Here is an 18667-nt window from a genome sequence, read left to right on the forward strand (position 1 = left end):
CCTTTCTAAATAGAAATTTAAGCTAGAAAAATGTACTGATATTTATTATACGAATTCCATATTCGTAAGTTTCGTTTTTATAAGAAGAAAAAAATAATTAAAAAAAGATTAGACACAAACTGGACAATTAAAAAATAGCCAAGCATTCACAAAATGGTGTGATACTTGGCTATTATAGTTTATTCTTCCATGAATACTTCACCGTCTTTATAAGTCATTTGCTCTGGATAGCGAAGGTTAATAACTGAATCTTGTATTTCTTGGGAAGGTGGCTTTGTAGCAAGGGAAACGATGATGTTCGTAGCAAAGGCAGCAATGGCTCCGAAAATACCGGCACCAGTATCAATAATGCCTAGAATTGTAAATCCACCATACTTGGCAGCGAAGATGTAAGCTAGTGTAACACCAAGTCCGACAAGTAATCCGGCTATTAAACCTTGAGCATTTGAACGTTTCCACCAAACGCCTAGTACTAATGCTGGGAAGAATGTTCCTGTAGCGAGTGCAAATGCCCAAGCCACAATTTGAGTTATAGCCCCTGGTGGATTTAAGGCGATTAAGCCAGCCAAAAGAGTAGCCACAACAATTGTAATACGTCCGACTTTTAAACGTTGTTGATCTGTTGCCGTCGGTTTTAAAATCCGATAATAAATATCGTGGGCAAAGGCAGATGAAATAGCAATTAATAATCCACCAGCTGTAGATAATGCTGCAGCCATTGCACCAGCGGCTACTAAACCAATAACAAAAGCACCTAGATTTGCAATTTCGGGTGTTGCCATTACGACGATATCGTTTGCAATCACTAATTCGGTCCATTCAAGTATACCGTTGCCGCTAGTATCAGCTACTTTTAATAAACCCGTATCCACCCATGTTTTTGTCCAAGCAGGAAGTTCTGAAATTTTACTTCCAGCGACCTGTGTCATAAGAATAAAACGAGAAAATGCAGCATAGGCAGGTGCAGAGAAGTATAATAATCCGATAAATAATAGCGCCCAAGCTCCTGACCATCGTGCCGCTTTCATCGTTGATACAGTGTAGAAACGAGCGATAACGTGTGGAAGACCAGCTGTACCAGCCATTAATGTAAACATTAGAGCAAGAAATTGCCATTTCGTTCCTTTTTCAAAGGGGGCAAAATATTCGGAAAGACCGAGTTCCCGATCCAATTCGCCTAACTTTCCAACAATTTCACCGTACGATAACCAAGGGAGTGGATTGCCAGTAATTTGTAGGGACATAAAGATAACAGGTACTAAATAGGCAATAATTAATACAAGATATTGAGCTACTTGAGTCCATGTAATCCCTTTCATACCCCCGAAGGCTGCATAAACTGCAATTAAAACAACGCCAATCATAGTACCAAGCTTCGCATCAATTTCAAAAAGCCTTCCAATGACCACACCTGAACCTGAAAGTTGACCGATAGAATAAGTAAAACTGATAATCATCGTACAAATTGCTGCTATTACAAGGGCTATATTACTTTTAAATCGATCTCCAATAAATTCAGGAACGGTGTAACTACCAGACTTTCGTAATTGGGGAGCGAGTAAGAAGGTTAATAATAAGTAGCCACCAGTCCACCCCATAATATAAGCTAAACCATCATAGCCAAGTACCATAATCGTACCAGCCATACCAATGAAAGAAGCTGCACTCATCCAATCGGCACCAATTGCCATCCCATTCCAAATGGGAGGCACACCGCGGCTCGCCACATAGAAATCTGATGTTGCTTTTGCTTTGTTATAAACAGCAATGTATATATACAAGGCAAAGGTTGCTAAAATAATCGCAAGCGATACAATAAATTGTGTATCCAATAACTATCCCCCTTTAAATGAACTACTTTCATTAATGATTTACTGTACTATTGCTCCCAATCTCTTCGTTTTTCCTATGATCTATTCCATATTTTTTGTCAATTTTATCCCCAACGATGGCATTCACAAACAATAAAATAATAAATACTGCTAGAGCTCCTTGTGCCCCCATAAAATAGTGAAATGGAAAACCGTTAAAGTAAATATTACTTAATGGCTCTGCTATTAACACGATGCCATAAGAAACAAAAGCCCAAATGAAGAAATAGATCACCATATAAATATTTTTTTCACGAAAATAGGCATCTGCAATGTTTTTATCAATTTTTTTCACCTTTTCACCCCTGTGGATTAAATTCCCCAAATAATTGTTGCAAGGATAATTTACGGATTTAAAAGTTTCTATATAATTACGTTCCCACTTCCTTTTTATTGGAGAATTTTATTTTCACTTCGCCGTAAAAGACAAAGGAAAAATAATTAAACTTTATTCGTTTAGAAAGGGTATTTTTAAAAATAAGGGATGATTTGTTGTAGGTAAATTTTAAAGAGGAATAGTCAAATTTGCATAGTTATTGAAGGCTGAATATAAATTTAACAGTGTCTAAAAGTGGGAGGGGGATCATAATAATTTCCGCTACTATGTAGAGAGCAATTGCAATAAAAGGAATGGTTAATAGCTTAAATTGCTTCTTTTTTAATGCCAGTATTAAACAAATTCCTGTTATGAATAGTAAGATGTAAAAAATTTCTATATCCTCCTTTTTTATCATAGTTTCTTTTTCTTATTTAATTTATGAGGAAAAAGGTCACATTATTATTCAATTTCAAATAAAAAGTAGTGGGAAATAAAAAAAGAGTTCCGATTTTTCAGGAGTAAAAAGCTAGAGGGATTAAAAAAGGATATCAAAAAAGTAGTATTAGAACACCTTTCTAATACTACTTTAGCATTGTTGGTAGGTTACAAAATATATTTACAAAAATACTCAGCCATTGCTTCTTTCGTTATATTCAATTTACGCATCATTCCTAAACAGTTGGATAGAATGATGTCAACCCCTTCAGAGTGTTCAAATTGAACACCATGTTCTGTTTGTAAAAATTCTGCGAAATCCCATTTTTCGATAGAGTGACGTTTATCTCCATTATAATAGCTTTCCATTTCGTTATATAAGTCTTTAAAAAACGGTTCAAATAGCTCGCTTTTTTTCATTAAATAGTGATAAGTACTGTTGTTGGTAGGTACTTTTGCTGCATAAACATCTTTTGAAACAATCTGGATTATATTCTCCGTATTAATATACTCACTTGTTCTCTCCTCTATCATCCAAATAGCAGATTGGAATAATGGATGAGATTCGAGGGATTTTATATTTTCTAATTTTTTTCGATAAAACTTCTTTAGAATAAGGCCTTCATCGGATACATAGAGCACCTCGTAGTGAAAGGTAGTATCTAAATCCAAATCCCGTTGGTTATATTTTTCGAGAATTGCGTAACTTTCTCCAAAAAGAATTTCCGTTTGCATATAGGTTGGTTGAAAGTCATAGTAAATAGACCCCTTTACTACATGCCCAAAATACTTTAAATAGACGTCATGAACATCCTTTTTACTTGGATTCACGAGACATAGGCTATATTTTTCTTTTGGAATGACAAATTGAAGAATAAAATTCAGCTCCTTCTAAGTTGTTCAGCCAAAATAGTTTAGCGTAAGGGAAAGAAAAAGCATGTCGTTAAAACATATTCAAGAAAATGGATAATATTCGTAAGTATACAAAAGGGGATTTTTTAAAGGATAGGTGATTGACTATATAGAAATTAGACAAGCTAATTGGAAAAAGTTTTCAAAGAAAATTGTTGACTCATGATACTCAACCTAAGCCTACCTTTTATTCCTACATAAATTAATGTTAGCTCATAAAAGAAGGGAGGATTTTGCAGTGCGTCCTATTGATTTTAATGATGAGTCCCCACAACGTCAATCATTTCCAGGAGGTTTCCCAGGAATTCCGGGAGGAGGATTTCCGGGATTCCCAGGTGGCGGTGGCCCAGGAGAATTTCCAGGGTTCCCGGGAGGTGGATTCCCAGGAGGAGGTCCAGGCCAACTTCAAGCTCCAACGGCACCACCACCAAGTTTTACACCACAAATGACTTCATTCCAACAACAAGAATTCGCTAGCAGAGGTGGAATAGGTGGAATTAGACGGTGTTTCTTCCGAAATACTTTTATTTGGCTAAGAAACGGTAATAGTTTTTGGTTCTTCCCTATGATTGCCTTTGGAAACCAAATAATTGGATTCCGATGGAGAGGAACGAGAGGTTGGGTGTATGATTCTATCAACCGAAATCGAATATTATTCTTCCAATGCTTTTAATTAACATTCTCTATTCACCCACCTCCTAAAAGAACAGAATACCCCATTTCAAAAGTGAGATGTTCACACGTCTCACTTTTTAATTTGACTATAAGGTTCTAAATGAGAGATAAATAGAATAAGTGAATAAGAGACCGTTTGTACTTGAGGAGGATGGAAATGGAAATAAAAAAAGCTCGAGAAGAAGTTTGGAATAGTGTAGTAGGTTTAACAGATGCACAATTAAACGAAGTAGTGGAAGAAGGAAAATGGAGTATTGCACAAGTACTAGAACATTTACATTTGATGGAGGAAAATGTCATTAGATTAATTCATCATGCTTTGAACCAAAGTGAATTCGAAGAACCAGGATCATTTCCCGTTCAAATGGTTGCCGATCGGACTAAAAAAGTAACTGCTCCGGAAATTTTAAATCCATCGAATAAGTTTCAAACATTAGAGGGATTAAAAACGAAACTATCGCAATCTAGAGATTCATTGGAAAAAGTGATTCAAAATTTAAGTGAAGATGATTTAAACGAAAGGACAATGGAACATCGTCGATTTGGAGTATTATCTATAAAACAATGGATATCTCTTGTCGGTTACCATGAGCTACGCCATATTGGTCAAATAGAAGAAATAAAAAAAGAGTTAGTAGAGACTGTTTAATTGTTTGAATAGGTATGTATTTCGCAAGTAAAAATTGAGCCATTTATTAATTAAAAACTGATCCACTTAAACCGAACTATTTTCTAGCCATTCTTTTGTATCTAATATTCGATAAGATGGTCCAACCATGTCTATCATATAGGCTCTATGTGTTAATCGGTCTGTTAAAGCAGCTGTTAAAACTGGATCATGAAAAACTTCTTCCCAGCGATCAAATGATAAATTACTTGTAACTATCGTTGACGCTCGTCCTGCCCGTAGGGAAAGATGAGTAAATAATAATTCTGCGCCTTCTTTATCAAAAGAAATGTAACCTAGCTCATCGATAATCACTAAATCATACTTTTCAAACCTCAATTCAAATGAACGTAACGTTCTTTCAGAACGGCTTTCTTTTAACTGATTTACAAGGGATGACACCGTTGTAAAATACACCTTATAACCTGCTAAACAAGCTTCAATTCCTAAACCAATTGCTATATGTGTTTTACCTGTACCTGGTGATCCGATTAATAAAACGTTTTGTTTTTCTTGAATAAAATCTAATTTCTTTAAATGAGAGAGACGAGAGGCCGCATTTTGCGGTAATCTCTCAGTCTCTAATTCAGTTAATAGTTTCTTTTCTGGAAAATTCGCTGAACGAATCCGATTCGCTTTTGCTCGCACTTCTCGATCTTGCATCTCTTGGACCAGTGCGTGATATAAGAAATCTTCTGCTGTCTGATATTGTTTCCACATATCATCATCTTGTATAAATCCTCGAATGCTTGGTAGTCGAAGTTCTTTACACATTTCAATCATTTCTTGTCGCTTATCCATTAATGAAGCACCCCTGTCTTTTTAGTTTCGAATAATGCCGTAATGGCTGAAAGATTTTCGAGAGATTGGGTGGTGACCTCATTTTTGGAATGTACAGTTTTATGAATGTGTTCGCATTGATTAGCTAAGAAAATAATCTTATCTGTTGATATTTGAACCATAGGGTTCTTCTCAAGTTGTTCAACTGCCACTATGATTTTTTCTAGATTGTTATGTTCTTTTAGATAGATAAGTAACTCTAGAAAATCTCGCTCATTTCCAATATAATAATCTTTGTATAATTTTTTTATTTTTGTTGGTGCTTGACTCAAACATTCACTTTGAGCCAATGCACCTTTTTTCTTTTCAAATGTACGTAAGTAATGATAGATATCCATAATCCACTGATGGATCTGCCAACTTCGCTTATGTGTTGCGATACAGGCATTATCACTAAAAATAAGAATTTTTTCCGCACTCGCTTTTACTTTCACCCATTCTCCTACATGTCCTTCTGGAACAGAATAACGATTTTGTCTATAAGTAATCGTGCTATATTTGTCCACTCTAAATTCAAACAACTCAGAGGCATCAAATGGAATAATATCTGCACTTACTTGCCGAGCTGCACGTTCTTCTAGCATTAATTCATGGTGGGTTTGATTTTTCTTATAATGTTTACGAGAGTTTAATCTCATGATGATTTCTGTTAGATAGGCCTGAGCTTCTTCTAAACTTGTAAACGTATCTCGATGGGCAAATGCTTTCCGACGGATGTATTCTACACTCCGCTCCACATGCCCCTTCTGATTTCCTTTTCTCGGTTCACATAGTCGTATTTTAAAATGATAATGCATCGATAGATTTTTCATACCATCGGTAATCTCACGCTCAGTTCCAATAAAGTTTTTTACAACAGTTCGCATATTATCGTATGTAAATACCTCTGGTACAAAGCCTAAATAGTTAATACACTTTACATGTGCATCTTGTACACAAACCATTGTTTCTGATTCATACAAATAGGCAAATCGATCATTACTATATGGTAGGGTAAAGACCGCCATCGAAAGAGAACGTAACGTTTGATCAATGATTAATTTTACTTCACCCCAGTCAAATTCAATCTCATGACCAGCAGTTGCCTTTTGACGAATAAACACTTCTTTTTGACGTTTCTCCTCACTATTTACAAAATTTCTAACAGTGGTATAACTAATTTCAAAACCTTCATCTAATAACTTTTCATGAATATCAATCATTTTTAGTTGTTGCTTGTGCATCTGATGTTGCCGTTTAAATTCATTATCTTTTAACATTTTTCGAATACGTTTCATCACCGTAGGTGTTAATGCACGTTTATTGCCTTTTCGCTTTTTATACGACGGAGGCGTTACATAGTTATCTGTAATAGGTAGTTCTCGAATATCTTGCTTTCTTTTTTCAAGATCCTCTTCGATATACTTTTTTACAGTATTCCGAGAAATCCCAAGCTCCTTCGCAATTTGACGTTGACTCTTATTTTCTTTATGAAAGGCTAATAAAACTTTTTGTTTCTTCTCCAAAGAAATCACCTCTATACGCTCCTAACTCTATGAAGTTAGGATTATTTTCATATAAAAGTGGCTCACTTTTCAACTGCGATGGTGGCTCAGTTTTAGCTTATCAAATACATAGGTAGGAATTCGACATCGTCTGGATTCCTACTTTTTTCGAAATAACTTAAAATAGTATTTTTTTGATATATGACATTTTCTGCTGAAGGGTGAATGTGAACGATTTATAATCCGGTTTATAATTATATCAATATAACAAAAAGTTGATAAATATGAAATTTGACAATTAAAAACATTGGGTGTAAAAATGATTCTAAATGTTGAGGAGGGGTAGATGTGGAAACAAATGTAGTGAATGTGAACGGGGGAGAATTATTTTATGCAGATTATCCTGGAACTCAAGGAACAATTGTAGCCGTACATGGTTTAACGGGTAATCACAAACAAATGCATTATTATGCACAATTGTTAAAAGGGGATTATCGTTTTATTTCGGTCGATTTAAAAGGGCGCGGAAATAGTGGGCAAGCTCCCGAAAATACAAGTATTGAACAACATACAAAGGATATTCTTGTTCTTTTAGAACAGTTGGAAATTGAAAATCCAATTTTGATGGGTTATTCAATGGGGGCTTTTATAATGGCAAACGTTGCAAGTAAACGCTCAGACGTAAAAGGTGTAATCTTATTGGATGGTGCAGCAACTGCTACTGACCATCAACGAAACATTATTGAACCTTCATTAGGACGCATTAGTAAGTTATATGAAAGTGCGCAAAGTTACATAGATGAGATTAAAGGGATATATGGTCGTCTCGGTGTGGAATGGACAGATCATCTTGAAAGTGTTGGTCATTATGAAATTGGAAAGGTAGATGGATACTGGAAAAATAAATCTGATGAAGCAAAAATTCGTCAAGACTTAGAAAGTTTCTTTGACTATGAACCATCCCAAGTCTTTTCGAACATATATTGTCCGATTTTATTAATTCACTCGGAAGGTAATATCGGAACAAATCCTGCCTTATTTTTAGCAGAGCATTACAGTAAAACTTTACAATTTGCTAAAAATATTCATAAGTTCACATCTCCGAGTAACCATTATACATTAGTATTTTCTAATCGACCTGAAGTTAATAAAGCGATTGTTCAATTTTTAAAAAATTTGTAAAAAAGAGTTGAAATTTAGCGAAAATTATGCAAACATTATATCAAATCATATTGAATGGCCTATCGAAGAGGCGTAAGGAAACGAACTTTCCTTTCATAACCGATTCGAATAGTTGGCTGCATTCCTCAAAACGACAAAGGTTTTATGATGTCGGGAGGAGTGTAGCCATTTTTTATTTTCTAAGGGGGAATATACGTGTCACTAGGACTTGATTACTTTAAAAAAGTTTATGGTGTAATTCCTGGATGGGTTCAAAAAATGTACGACTACAATCCGGAAATGTTACAACATTATACTGCTTTACGGGGTGCTGCAATGTCTGCGGGGGCTTTATCAGTTAAAGAGAAAGATATTTTATTAGTTGGAATGAATGCCGCAAGATTATATGCACGAAGTATGGTTTATCATACAAAAGGTTCGATAGACGGAGGAGCTACGTTAGAAGAGCTTGCGGAATATTTAGTAGTGGCATATCACTACGGAGGTGAAAAAGCGTTGCAAATCGGATTGCAATCCTTTGAATATGCCCTAGAGTTAACGGGAGCGAAATCTATCAAAATATCCCATGAAAGTAATGGTTCAGAGATTATTCGTTTTTATGGACAGTTTGCAACTTCAGACCAAAGTAGAAGCTATTTTGAACAGTTGGCAATTCTATTTGACCGTGGAGATGTAAACGCTTTAAAAGCAAAGTTGCTCGAAACAAATTCTGTTACAACACAGATGAAACATATTTTAATGACAGGGATATATACAACTACTTTAAATAACGAAGAAACAGATGTTTGGGCTAAAAAGGCAAGAAAGGTAGGAGTACAAGAAGCCCAATTAGCTGAATTAGGATATGCCTGCTTATTAACTGCAGGAATACCATCTTGGTTTGAAATTAGTGATGCGTTAATAGAGAAATAACGGGGTGATGACAACAATGAAAATTTTCAAGACAGAAAAAGAGGCGTTGGCTACTGTTCAAAGCAACCAGACGATCATGGTTGGCGGTTTTGGACTTGTTGGGGCGCCCCTTACGTTAATCGATGCATTAGTCGAATTAAATGTAAAAGACTTAACAATTATAAGCAATAACTTAGGTGAGCAGGGAAAAGGACTCGGAAAATTGCTTCAACAAAAAAAGGTGAAAAAAGCAATTGGCTCTTATTTCACTAGTAATCGGGACGTTGGTGAAGCATATCAACGGGGGGAGCTTGAAATTGAATTAATGCCCCAAGGAACATTGGCTGAATCCATTCGTGCAGGTGGAGCTGGAATTGGTGGTTATTACACAAAAACTTCCGTTGGAACAGATCTTGCAAAAGGAAAAGAAACGAAAGTAATTGATGGAGAAGAATATGTTTTTGAGAAAGCTTTAAAAGCAGATGTTGCAATCATTCGAGCACATAAAGCAGATACACTTGGAAACTTAATTTACTACAAAACAGCAAGGAATTTTAACCCGATAATGGCGACAGCAGCTAAATATGTTGTAGCAGAAGTAGATGAAATAGTAGAAGTTGGTCAATTAAAAAGCGATGAAATCGTCACACCCCATCTTTTTATTGATGGTGTGATTGTTGCTAAAAAAGTGTTAACAAAGGATGGTGTCGTTAACAATGGCTAACCCAGTACAAGAATTAATTGCAAAAAGGGCAGCACAGGAACTACAAGAGGGAGAGGTCATCAATTTAGGAATTGGCATTCCAACTTTAGTTTCAAAGTATGTAGAGGATAAAAAAGTATTCTTCCATACCGAAAATGGCATGCTCGGGGTGGAAGATGTAATAGAAGAAAATATGGATCCGAACTTGGTGAATGCTGGAAAGCAACCGGTAGGAGAAGGAATTGGATCATCCTTTTTTAATAGTGCGGATTCCTTTGCCATGATTCGTGGTGGACATATCGATGTTGCTATATTAGGAGTACTCCAAGTGGATAGAAAGGCTCAAATCGCAAACTGGGCAGTACCAGGGAAAAATATTATCGGAGTTGGAGGGGCGATGGATTTACTAGAAGGTGCAAAGAAAGTAATCGTCACTACTACTCACACATCTAAAGATGGAAAAAGTAAATTGTTGAAGGAATGTACTTATCCTATTACTTCTAATAGAAGTGTAGATATTATCATTACTGAATTAGCAGTATTCCGATATTTGGATGGGAAATTACATTTAACGGAATTAATGCCGGGGGTAACAATTGAAGAAGTAGAAAAGAATACTGAAGCAGAGTTTATTAACTCACTTAGATTAGGGGGAAAGCCGTTATGAAGGAAGTAGTAATTATCGACGGTGTTCGAACTGCGATTGGGAAATTAGGTGGCTCTTTAATAAATGAAACAGCGGATTTCCTTGCTGAAAAGGTGATAAGTGCACTAGTAGAACGAACAGGAATCGATCGTAGTGAGGTAGACGAAGTAATATTAGGACAAGCAAAACAAAGTGCAGATCAATCAAATGTAGCTCGTGTTGCTGCTTTACGAGCGAAATTACCTATTGAAGTTCCTGCCTATACGGTACATCGTCAATGTGGATCAGGCTTACAATCGATAAATAATGCCGCTCAACAAATTGCCGTAGGGCTGAGTGATGTCATTATTGCTGGTGGAACAGAGTCAATGAGTACAGCTCCTTATTATATTCGCAATGCTCGTTATGGTTTTGGCGCAGGTAACGGATTAATTCTTGATCCGAATACAGAAAGTCAACCGGGGTCACAACCTGATCATTACAACATTCATACGATGGGAGAGACGGCAGAAAACTTAGCGGAAAAATATAACATTTCCCGTGAAGACCAGGATGCCTTTGCGCAATTAAGCCAAGACCGTGCCCATCATGCCATTGCAGAAGGCTACTTTGAAAATCAAATTGTTCCTTATGAAGTGAAGGGAAGAAAATCAACGTCGGTATTTTCCGTCGATGAACATCCACGACTTACTTCAATTGAAAAACTTTCAACTTTGAAACCTGTATTTCGAAAAGAAGGTTCTGTTACAGCAGGTAATAGTAGTGGGAGAAATGATGGTGCTTCGGCATTATTAGTAATGTCAAAGGAAAAAGCAGATCAATTAGGCTTAAAACCGAAAGTAAGAATCATTGCACAGGCTGCTGCTGGGGTGGATCCAACCATTATGGGGATTGGACCAGTACCTGCAACGTTAAAAGCATTAAAACAAGCCAATTTAACAATAGAAGATATTGACGTTATTGAATTAAATGAAGCATTCGCCGCCCAGTCATTGGCAGTGATGGAAGAGTTAAATTTAGATATTGGAAAAGTGAATCCAAACGGAGGAGCCATTGCATTAGGTCATCCAATTGGGGCAACAGGGGCAATTTTAATGACAAAATTGATTCATGAATTAGAAAGAACAGGTAAACGTTATGGTTTAGTTACTTTATGTATTGCGGGTGGGTTAGGAATTTCGACGATAGTTGAAAACTGCCAAATTTAACATTTGGCAGTTTTCATCAACTATTTTTGATTTTCTCTAAATAACGTTTTTGTGCAGATTTGATAGCAACAATGACAGACCCTGTTGATGGTGTTACATAATGATCTTCAACACGGGAGACTAATTCATCAATATTGGATGTAATGTCAAAACCGACAAGCATACGTCTGAAAAAGTCTTGTGCAAGTCTTGTTACAAAAGTAAACTCAGCATCGATAATTTTATGAGTCTTTTTATCAATTTCTAAAACAATCCCTGCGTGCTTGTACACTTCATACATCGAAGTGCCTTGAGGAGCTTTTGCATAAGCTGTCACAAGTATTGTAGATAAGTTTTGCATAATGGTTCCTCCAAATAGAGTATTTTTAACTATTTTACCATGTGAAATAAAAGTTTTTAGTAGATTTATAATTTTAAAAATAACTAGGGGATATTTTCAAATCGGAAAATGTAAACGCTTAAAATTCAAGGGGGAATAATCGTGGGAAAGTTAACAAACTTCTTTACTAATTTAATGAAGAAATATATGCCAGATCCATTTGTATTTGCAATTGGGTTAACATTACTAACATTTATTTTAGCTCTTTTAATCGAAGATATTTCATTCACAAAGCTTACAACAGCTTGGGGAGATGGATTTTGGGATTTATTAGCCTTTACTACTCAAATGGCTGTTATTTTAGTATTTGGTTATGTACTAGCTACTGCACCAGCAACGGATAAACTGTTGAACAAAATTGCTAGTAAGGTAAAATCGCCAAAAACGGCTGTTATCGTTGCAACGCTCGTGGGTGCCATCGGTAGTTATTTAAACTGGGGATTTGGTTTAGTAGTAGGTGGGATTATTGCGAAAAAATTAGCTATACGAGTTAAAGGGGTTCACTATCCTTTAATTATTGCAGCAGCTTATTCTGGTTTCACATTTTATGGTTTAGGTTTATCAGCTTCTATTCCTATTTTAATTTCAACACCTGGTCATTTCTTAGAAGGGGAAATGGGGCTTATTAACTTAGCTGAAACGATCTTTAGTTTACCGATGATTATTCTGACGATCGTCCTATTAATTGTTTTACCGTTCTTTAATGCAATGTTGCATCCAAAAGATCCGAATAATGTTATTGAAATAAATCCGGATTTATATGCTGAAGCTCAAGGGGAAAAGCCTAAATTACTAGAAGATAATACGTTTGCAACAAAACTAAACAACAGTAAAATTTTAGCTTATACCATTGGAATATTAGGTATCGTTTACTCTATTTTCTACTTTGTAAACGGAAATACATTAAACTTAAACATTATTAACTTTATTATTTTATTTTTAGGGATACTTTTACTTGGTACACCTGCTCGTTATGTGGAACATATTAATGATGGTATTAAAACAGTATCAGGAATCATTTTACAATTCCCGTTTTATGCAGGGATTATGGCGATTATGGCTGCATCTGGTTTAGTTGATACGATTGCCCATTTATTCGTTAACATTTCAACGGAACATACTTTATCATTCTGGGGATTAATTAGTTCTTTCTTTATTAATTTCTTTGCACCTTCTGCAGGTGGGCATTGGACAGTACAAGGTCCATTTATGATCGATGCTGCCCAATCATTAGGGGCATCCGTTGCACAAAACTCCATGGCTGTTATGTTAGGGAACGCCTGGAATGATATAGTTCAACCGTTTTGGATTTTACCAGCATTAGCTTTATCCCGTCTAAAATTAAAAGATATTATGGGATATTTAGTAATGATTATGTTATTCGTAGGTGTATTCTATATTGCTGCAATTTTATGTTGGTCTTATTTATTTTAAGAAAGGAAAGCCTTTGTTTTGTAACAAGGGCTTTTCTTTAGAAATAAGGGGTGTTTTTGTTGAAAGAAACTATATTGAAATTTGTACAGGATGGAAGGTTAACAGCTAAGGAAAAATGTTTATTATTAGTTGGATTGTTTGCTGCAAGGCGTGAAGAACAAGAGATGCTTCAGGCTGTTGATGCAGCCGTAATAAAAGGGAATGGGGTAGCCGAAATTGCGGAGTTAATTGCAGCAGCAATTATTTCTCGTGGCATCCCAACGTGGTTATCGGGAATTGAGGCGATATCGAAGGCCATTGACTTAACTGATGAAAATGCAACGTTACCGAACGATGAAAACATTGCTTCTTTTGCCACAAAGGAAGAATGTATTCAATACTATCAAACAGAATTTGATGTGTTACCAAAATGGATTCAATATTTAGTCGATTATGCACCGGATACTCTTCTTAAATATAGCAATCTACGAACAACTTCATTGAGAGACGGTTTAGTATCTCGTCTTTTAAAAGAACTGCTTTTATATGCAATTAATATTTGTGATGGGTATCCAAAGGGCATCGAGATTCATAAAACGAATGCATTACAACTCGGCGCAGATCAAAGTTTACTGTACGAAGTTAAAGATTTGTGTGTTTTAGCAGTTGGTCTTAAGGCTACTGCGCTTGATTAAGTAGGAAGGAGAGTATAGATGAAAATATTAGTCATTGGTGGAGGGTTTATGGGTACCGCATTAGCGACTTATTTTAATGCCCACGGAGTAAAAGTTTCAATCTATGAAACGTTTGAAAAGAAAAGAATCGAATTAATGAACGATATACGACTTTCCGATATTCAGATACTGGATGAACTTTGTACTATTGAAGATTTAGATTTTATTATCGAGGCGATTCCTGAAAATTTGGAGGCTAAACAACATTTATTTGCAAAACTTGAACAACTTTTCCCGCCAAATATTACGTTATGTACAAATACTTCGAGTTATTTAATTAGTGAAGTAGCAAAATTAATGGAACAAAAAGGTCGTCTTATCGGCACCCATTTTTTCTCGCCAGCCAATATTTCTCCTTTAGTGGAAGTTGTGCCAAGCGAGTATACGGAACAATCTAGAATTGAGGATGTAATGGCTTTATTAAAGTCGATGAAAAAGAAGCCTGTTTTATTAAAAAAAGAAATCGAAGGATTTGTCGCTAATCGACTTCAAAGCGCCCTTGCTAGGGAAGCGATGTCGCTAGTCGAAAAGGGAATTGTATCTGCGGAGGAACTGGATTTTATTGCGAAATGGAGTCTTGGAATTCGCTTAGCGAATACGGGGCCCCTTGAGCAGCGAGATATAAATGGATTAGACACCCATTTAGCAATTACGAAATATGTATATCCAACTCTTGAAAATCGTCCAACTCCTTTACCGATTCTTGAAGAGAAATGTGCAAGTGGTTCTTTAGGGTTAAAAACGAAAAAAGGTTTTTATAATTGGGAAACAATCGATGTACAAGCCTATCAATCAAAGAAGAACAACATTTTAAATCGAGTGATTGAAGTCGTCTCAGAGGGGGATCGTAAAATGAAGTATAAAGCGTTAGTAAAAAATTCAGCTGCCAAACATGACGTGAAGTTTGTTGAATATGAAGTACCAGAATTAAAAGACAATGAATGTTTAATACGGGTAAAAGCTGTTGGAATTTGTGGAAGTGATTTACATATGTATGATGGCCATGGGGGATATGATTGGGTCACTTATCCATTAGTTTTAGGTCATGAAGTGGTAGGGGAAGTAATCGCGGTAGGTAACCATAATGCTACTGAATATTTAAGTAAACGAGTAGTGATCGACCCTTATAAAAGCTGTGGACAATGTGACTTTTGTCTTCGCGGGGAAACGAATCGATGTGATTTTAACGAATTTAGAACAGTCAAAACACCGATTGAAGCTTTACGTTATGGATTTAGAGAAGCTGGTGGAATGGCACAATTAATGGTTGTAGATATAAAGAATATTATTCCAATTGATCAAAACGTATCAGACGGTGTAGCGGCAATCTCTGAAGCTCTTGCAGTAAGTTATACTGCTGTAAAAAAAGTGGAGCATTTTCATAGTAAGCGTATACTAGTCGTTGGACCGGGACCTATCGGGTTTGGTGTAGCAGCTGTATTAATCGGTTCAGGTAACAAGCAAGTAGATATGCTCGGTACAGCTGTCGATGAAAATCGATTAAAGTTATCAAAATTGATAGGAATAAAATCTACGTTTATGTCGGAAGAAGAAATTTTATCAAAAGATTTTAAAGGCTACGATGCTATCATTGATTGTTCTGGACATCCGACGGTTCCTCAAATGGCAGTGAGATTATTAAAACGTGGAGGTCAATTAGTACTTGTTGGGATTAACTCTGCCCCTTTCTCAATTGCAATGGATCAAATTGTTCGAGGTGAAATTTCTATAGATGGAAGCTATGGCATCACAAGAAGAAATTATGAAGAAGTATTAAAATTAGCTGCCATTCCATCATATCCATTTGAAAAGTTAATAGCAGAAAAGGTACCCTTTACCCAATGTACAAAAGGGTTTGAAAAGGCATTAAATAAAGTCAGTGGAAAAGTAGTTATATCAATGTAGGAGGCTTACTTATGAAAATAATTGACTTAACTTTAGAAATTTATGACGGATTGAAATCCTATTTATCCCATCCGCCAATCGTTATAAGACCAGAATCCACTTTTGAAAATTCCGGCCATCGTTACGTAGAACCGTGTGAAGGCTTTGAATCTCGCTTTTTAGAAATGTCCGATCATAGTGGGACACATATTGATGCGCCTTTGCATTTTATACGGAACAGTCAGTCAACAGCAGAAATGGATTTAACTCGATGTTACGGTGAAGCGGTTTGCTTAGATGTGACACCGTTTAAACAAGCAAAAGATGAAGTAACATATGACATGTTAGAAAAAGCAGTAGCAGCACAGGGAATTGAAGTACAACAAAATGATATTGTACTAATACGAACTCGTACAGGCCAGTGGGGAGAAGAAGGATTTTTTGAAGAGGGGGCGTTTGCTCCAAGTGCAGGTGATTGGCTTATTGATAATCAAGTAAAATGTGTCGGATTAGATCTAGCAAATATTGATACCCATGATAATATGGCGCGTGAAGTGCATATGAAAATCTTACCTGTACCTATTTATATCATCGAAAATTTAGTTAACTTAGATCAATTACCAAAGGACAAACATTTCACTTTTAGTGCATTACCTTTAAAATTAAAAAATGCAACAGCCTCTCCAGTACGCGCGGTGGCCATTATAAACGATTAAATATCATAAACTCCTTCGAATTTTTCGAAGGGGTTTTTTAAAATTTTATTGAATTTTAATTATTAAGTTGTAAAACTAGTATAGAGTGATTGGGTGTATAAGTCATACTGATAGAAGTTAACATTGTTTGATTTTTGAAAAATAGGGAAAATTAAAGTGGATAGAAACTTAAAGTACTGTTTTTTTCAATAATTTGTTTAAAAGATGGGCTGAAAATAAGGCTAGAACATATTCATTCACACGAGTACAATACTTAATTATGGGTAAAGAATAGTAGTAAAACTCTAATTTTTAGTGAGGCGTTTCCAATGACCAATATTTTGTTAATACTAGTGTTACAACTCGTATATGTACCGTTATTAACGTTACGGACCATTTTTCTAGTAAAGAATTTAACGATGTTTGCAGCCGTTTTTGGGATATTAGAAATGCTGATTTATGTATTTGGACTTTCTTTAGTATTTAATGGAGATCAAAGCTTATTGGCTATGATTGTATATGCCGTAGGTTTTGGACTAGGCATGTTTTTAGGAACAAAAATTGAAAACAAATTAGCAATTGGATATGTTTATGTCACCATTAATACGCAACATAAAAATCAAGAGCTCATCGATACTTTGAGAATAAATGGATTTGCTATTACGACGTTTGTTGGAGAAGGTCGAGATAGTGATCGATATAAGTATGAGATTTTGGCAAAGCGAAACCGGGAAAAGGAGCTTTTTGAACTTGTTGAGTCAATAGAACCAAAGGCATTCATTATTTCTTACGAGCCGAAATCCTTTAAAGGTGGCTTTTTAGTTGACCGTATGAGAAAAATAGCAAAAATGAAATAAAAAGAGAGCTAGGAATTGAATCCTAGCTCTTTTCTTGTTCTAATACAAACTGAATTTAAAGGGTCAGAGATAGATCATCTCACTATCTTAGGGATATTAGTTCTTTTTTAATGAAGGTAATTGGATATGTGTGTGTTAAAAGATTCAATTAATTGTTGAAGTCGTTCAGCTTTGGCAGGACCATTTGGACATGGGTGATAGTATTCGTTATTATCTGATTGAATACCGAAGTATGGGATTCCGCTATCTTCGATCAATTGGAGCCATTCTTTTTTCTCTTCCTCAAAAAATCTCCATCGGCTTCTTTTTTCAACTCCCCAACCGATTAAAATCCACGGATGTTGGGACATTTCTAGTAAAGAAGGGAGAGTAATCGTTGGATATTTGCCGGTTATTTTCAAATGCTCAAATAACTCAATTGCTTCAATTCCTATTGTATTACGTACATAAAATAAATTGTAAAGATGGAGCCTGCCATCTAATTCAGAATGGGTAGCTTTCATAAATTGAACTAGTTGTTTCATTGTATTGTCTAATGTTGTTTCGTCGGTATGGGAACCATTCATAATGAGTTTTTTCTTTGCCTCACCTTTTAAATGAGCAGAACCAGGATTTAACATCACAACGGCACCTAATGACTTTCGGGAAGTTCCAAATTGAATAAATGCATTTGTCCGGTAAACTTCCTCGCCAATTAGCTGAAAAGTAGCAATTGCCCTCACGTTTTCCACCCGTAAACCCCCATGTAAACTTAGTGTTATTCATATTATTCTTCCAAACTCGGAATTATTAGCGCAAATTTACTATTATGAAGATGGAAAATGATAAATATCCATTATTTTATAATGGGGGAACAAATATTATATCGTTAG

Annotated in this window: 19 protein-coding genes; 12 read left to right on the forward strand and 7 right to left on the reverse strand. The window is 35.7% G+C overall.

Translation table 11 applies throughout. The annotated features are described in order from the left end of the window. Positions 1–179: 179 nt before the first annotated feature. The 3 genes from MHH69_RS00470 to MHH69_RS00480 all read right to left on the reverse strand — a co-directional run bounded on the left by MHH69_RS00470 (position 180) and on the right by MHH69_RS00480 (position 3456). A complete protein-coding gene (locus tag MHH69_RS00470; RefSeq protein ID WP_341361463.1) occupies positions 180–1832 on the reverse strand; it encodes a sodium:solute symporter family protein in 1653 nt (550 codons plus the stop codon). A 31-nt stretch (positions 1833–1863) separates the two neighbouring features. Further along, a complete protein-coding gene (locus MHH69_RS00475; RefSeq protein ID WP_341361464.1) occupies positions 1864–2166 on the reverse strand; it encodes a DUF4212 domain-containing protein in 303 nt (100 codons plus the stop codon). 627 nt (positions 2167–2793) lie between these two features. Next, positions 2794–3456 (reverse strand): hypothetical protein, encoded by a 663-nt coding sequence (locus MHH69_RS00480; RefSeq protein ID WP_341361465.1) that lies wholly within the window; start codon positions 3454–3456, stop codon positions 2794–2796. Between the two features lie 319 nt (positions 3457–3775). Here MHH69_RS00480 and MHH69_RS00485 point away from each other — a divergent pair, with 319 nt between their 5' ends. Both MHH69_RS00485 and MHH69_RS00490 read left to right on the forward strand, forming a co-directional pair. After that, positions 3776–4210 (forward strand): hypothetical protein, encoded by a 435-nt coding sequence (locus MHH69_RS00485; protein ID WP_338322897.1) that lies wholly within the window; start codon positions 3776–3778, stop codon positions 4208–4210. Positions 4211–4369: 159 nt separating this feature from the next. Then, positions 4370–4861: a DinB family protein gene (locus MHH69_RS00490; RefSeq protein ID WP_158599697.1), complete on the forward strand. Its 492-nt coding sequence runs from the start codon at positions 4370–4372 to the stop codon at positions 4859–4861. A gap of 66 nt (positions 4862–4927) precedes the next feature. Here MHH69_RS00490 and istB read toward each other — a convergent pair whose 3' ends face one another. Both istB and istA read right to left on the reverse strand, forming a co-directional pair. Then, on the reverse strand, positions 4928–5680 hold the full coding sequence (gene istB, locus MHH69_RS00495) for an IS21-like element helper ATPase IstB (RefSeq protein WP_341361466.1): 753 nt from the start codon (positions 5678–5680) through the stop codon (positions 4928–4930). Beyond that, the gene (gene istA, locus MHH69_RS00500; protein WP_341361467.1) at positions 5680–7224 is read right to left on the reverse strand and encodes an IS21 family transposase; all 1545 of its coding nucleotides are present in this window, start codon (positions 7222–7224) and stop codon (positions 5680–5682) included. The genes istB and istA overlap by 1 nt, the downstream gene beginning before the upstream one ends. A gap of 327 nt (positions 7225–7551) precedes the next feature. On the opposite strand from istA, the gene MHH69_RS00505 reads away from it, so the two are divergent. The 5 genes from MHH69_RS00505 (at position 7552) to MHH69_RS00525 (ending at position 11833) form a co-directional block, all read left to right on the forward strand. Then, positions 7552–8385, forward strand: a complete 834-nt coding sequence (locus MHH69_RS00505; protein WP_341361468.1) for an alpha/beta hydrolase — start codon at positions 7552–7554, stop codon at positions 8383–8385. Between the two features lie 195 nt (positions 8386–8580). Further along, the gene (locus MHH69_RS00510; protein WP_341361469.1) at positions 8581–9297 is read left to right on the forward strand and encodes a carboxymuconolactone decarboxylase family protein; all 717 of its coding nucleotides are present in this window, start codon (positions 8581–8583) and stop codon (positions 9295–9297) included. A 16-nt stretch (positions 9298–9313) separates the two neighbouring features. Beyond that, a complete protein-coding gene (locus MHH69_RS00515; protein ID WP_341361470.1) occupies positions 9314–10000 on the forward strand; it encodes a CoA transferase subunit A in 687 nt (228 codons plus the stop codon). Further along, positions 9993–10646 carry a 3-oxoacid CoA-transferase subunit B gene (locus MHH69_RS00520; protein ID WP_341361471.1) on the forward strand — a complete coding sequence of 218 codons (654 nt, stop codon included), beginning with the start codon at positions 9993–9995 and terminating at the stop codon, positions 10644–10646. The genes MHH69_RS00515 and MHH69_RS00520 overlap by 8 nt, the downstream gene beginning before the upstream one ends. After that, a complete protein-coding gene (locus tag MHH69_RS00525; RefSeq protein WP_341361472.1) occupies positions 10643–11833 on the forward strand; it encodes a thiolase family protein in 1191 nt (396 codons plus the stop codon). Before MHH69_RS00520 ends, MHH69_RS00525 begins: the two co-directional genes overlap by 4 nt. A gap of 16 nt (positions 11834–11849) precedes the next feature. Here MHH69_RS00525 and MHH69_RS00530 read toward each other — a convergent pair whose 3' ends face one another. Next, a complete protein-coding gene (locus tag MHH69_RS00530; protein ID WP_122972012.1) occupies positions 11850–12173 on the reverse strand; it encodes a DUF3870 domain-containing protein in 324 nt (107 codons plus the stop codon). Between the two features lie 141 nt (positions 12174–12314). Here MHH69_RS00530 and MHH69_RS00535 point away from each other — a divergent pair, with 141 nt between their 5' ends. The 5 genes from MHH69_RS00535 (at position 12315) to MHH69_RS00555 (ending at position 17795) form a co-directional block, all read left to right on the forward strand. After that, on the forward strand, positions 12315–13646 hold the full coding sequence (locus MHH69_RS00535) for a short-chain fatty acid transporter (protein ID WP_122972013.1): 1332 nt from the start codon (positions 12315–12317) through the stop codon (positions 13644–13646). Between the two features lie 59 nt (positions 13647–13705). After that, positions 13706–14320 (forward strand): hypothetical protein, encoded by a 615-nt coding sequence (locus MHH69_RS00540; protein WP_341361473.1) that lies wholly within the window; start codon positions 13706–13708, stop codon positions 14318–14320. Between the two features lie 18 nt (positions 14321–14338). Next, positions 14339–16264, forward strand: coding sequence for a 3-hydroxyacyl-CoA dehydrogenase NAD-binding domain-containing protein (locus MHH69_RS00545; protein ID WP_341361474.1), 1926 nt, complete (start codon positions 14339–14341; stop codon positions 16262–16264). An 11-nt stretch (positions 16265–16275) separates the two neighbouring features. Further along, positions 16276–16959, forward strand: coding sequence for a cyclase family protein (locus MHH69_RS00550; RefSeq protein ID WP_122972017.1), 684 nt, complete (start codon positions 16276–16278; stop codon positions 16957–16959). Between the two features lie 308 nt (positions 16960–17267). Then, positions 17268–17795 carry a DUF2179 domain-containing protein gene (locus tag MHH69_RS00555; RefSeq protein WP_122972018.1) on the forward strand — a complete coding sequence of 176 codons (528 nt, stop codon included), beginning with the start codon at positions 17268–17270 and terminating at the stop codon, positions 17793–17795. 107 nt (positions 17796–17902) lie between these two features. On the opposite strand, the gene MHH69_RS00560 is transcribed toward MHH69_RS00555, so the two are convergent. Then, entirely contained in the window at positions 17903–18526 is a 624-nt protein-coding gene (locus tag MHH69_RS00560; RefSeq protein WP_122972019.1) for a DUF1643 domain-containing protein, read from the reverse strand. Positions 18527–18667: the final 141 nt, after the last annotated feature.

It is taken from the genome of Ureibacillus sp. FSL E2-3493 (assembly GCF_038077515.1).
GTDB classification, from domain to species: Bacteria; Bacillota; Bacilli; order Bacillales_A; family Planococcaceae; genus Ureibacillus; species Ureibacillus halotolerans.

Excerpts from the sequence above, each read along its gene's own strand:
- MHH69_RS00490 (WP_158599697.1), top strand. The coding sequence starts at position 4,370 with ATGGAAATAAAAAAAGCTCGAGAAGAAGTTTGGAATAGTGTAGTAGGT.
- istB (WP_341361466.1), bottom strand. The coding sequence starts at position 5,680 with ATGGATAAGCGACAAGAAATGATTGAAATGTGTAAAGAACTTCGACTA.
- MHH69_RS00515 (WP_341361470.1), top strand. The coding sequence starts at position 9,314 with ATGAAAATTTTCAAGACAGAAAAAGAGGCGTTGGCTACTGTTCAAAGC.
- MHH69_RS00520 (WP_341361471.1), top strand. The coding sequence starts at position 9,993 with ATGGCTAACCCAGTACAAGAATTAATTGCAAAAAGGGCAGCACAGGAA.
- MHH69_RS00525 (WP_341361472.1), top strand. The coding sequence starts at position 10,643 with ATGAAGGAAGTAGTAATTATCGACGGTGTTCGAACTGCGATTGGGAAA.
- MHH69_RS00530 (WP_122972012.1), bottom strand. The coding sequence starts at position 12,173 with ATGCAAAACTTATCTACAATACTTGTGACAGCTTATGCAAAAGCTCCT.
- MHH69_RS00545 (WP_341361474.1), top strand. The coding sequence starts at position 14,339 with ATGAAAATATTAGTCATTGGTGGAGGGTTTATGGGTACCGCATTAGCG.
- MHH69_RS00550 (WP_122972017.1), top strand. The coding sequence starts at position 16,276 with ATGAAAATAATTGACTTAACTTTAGAAATTTATGACGGATTGAAATCC.
- MHH69_RS00555 (WP_122972018.1), top strand. The coding sequence starts at position 17,268 with ATGACCAATATTTTGTTAATACTAGTGTTACAACTCGTATATGTACCG.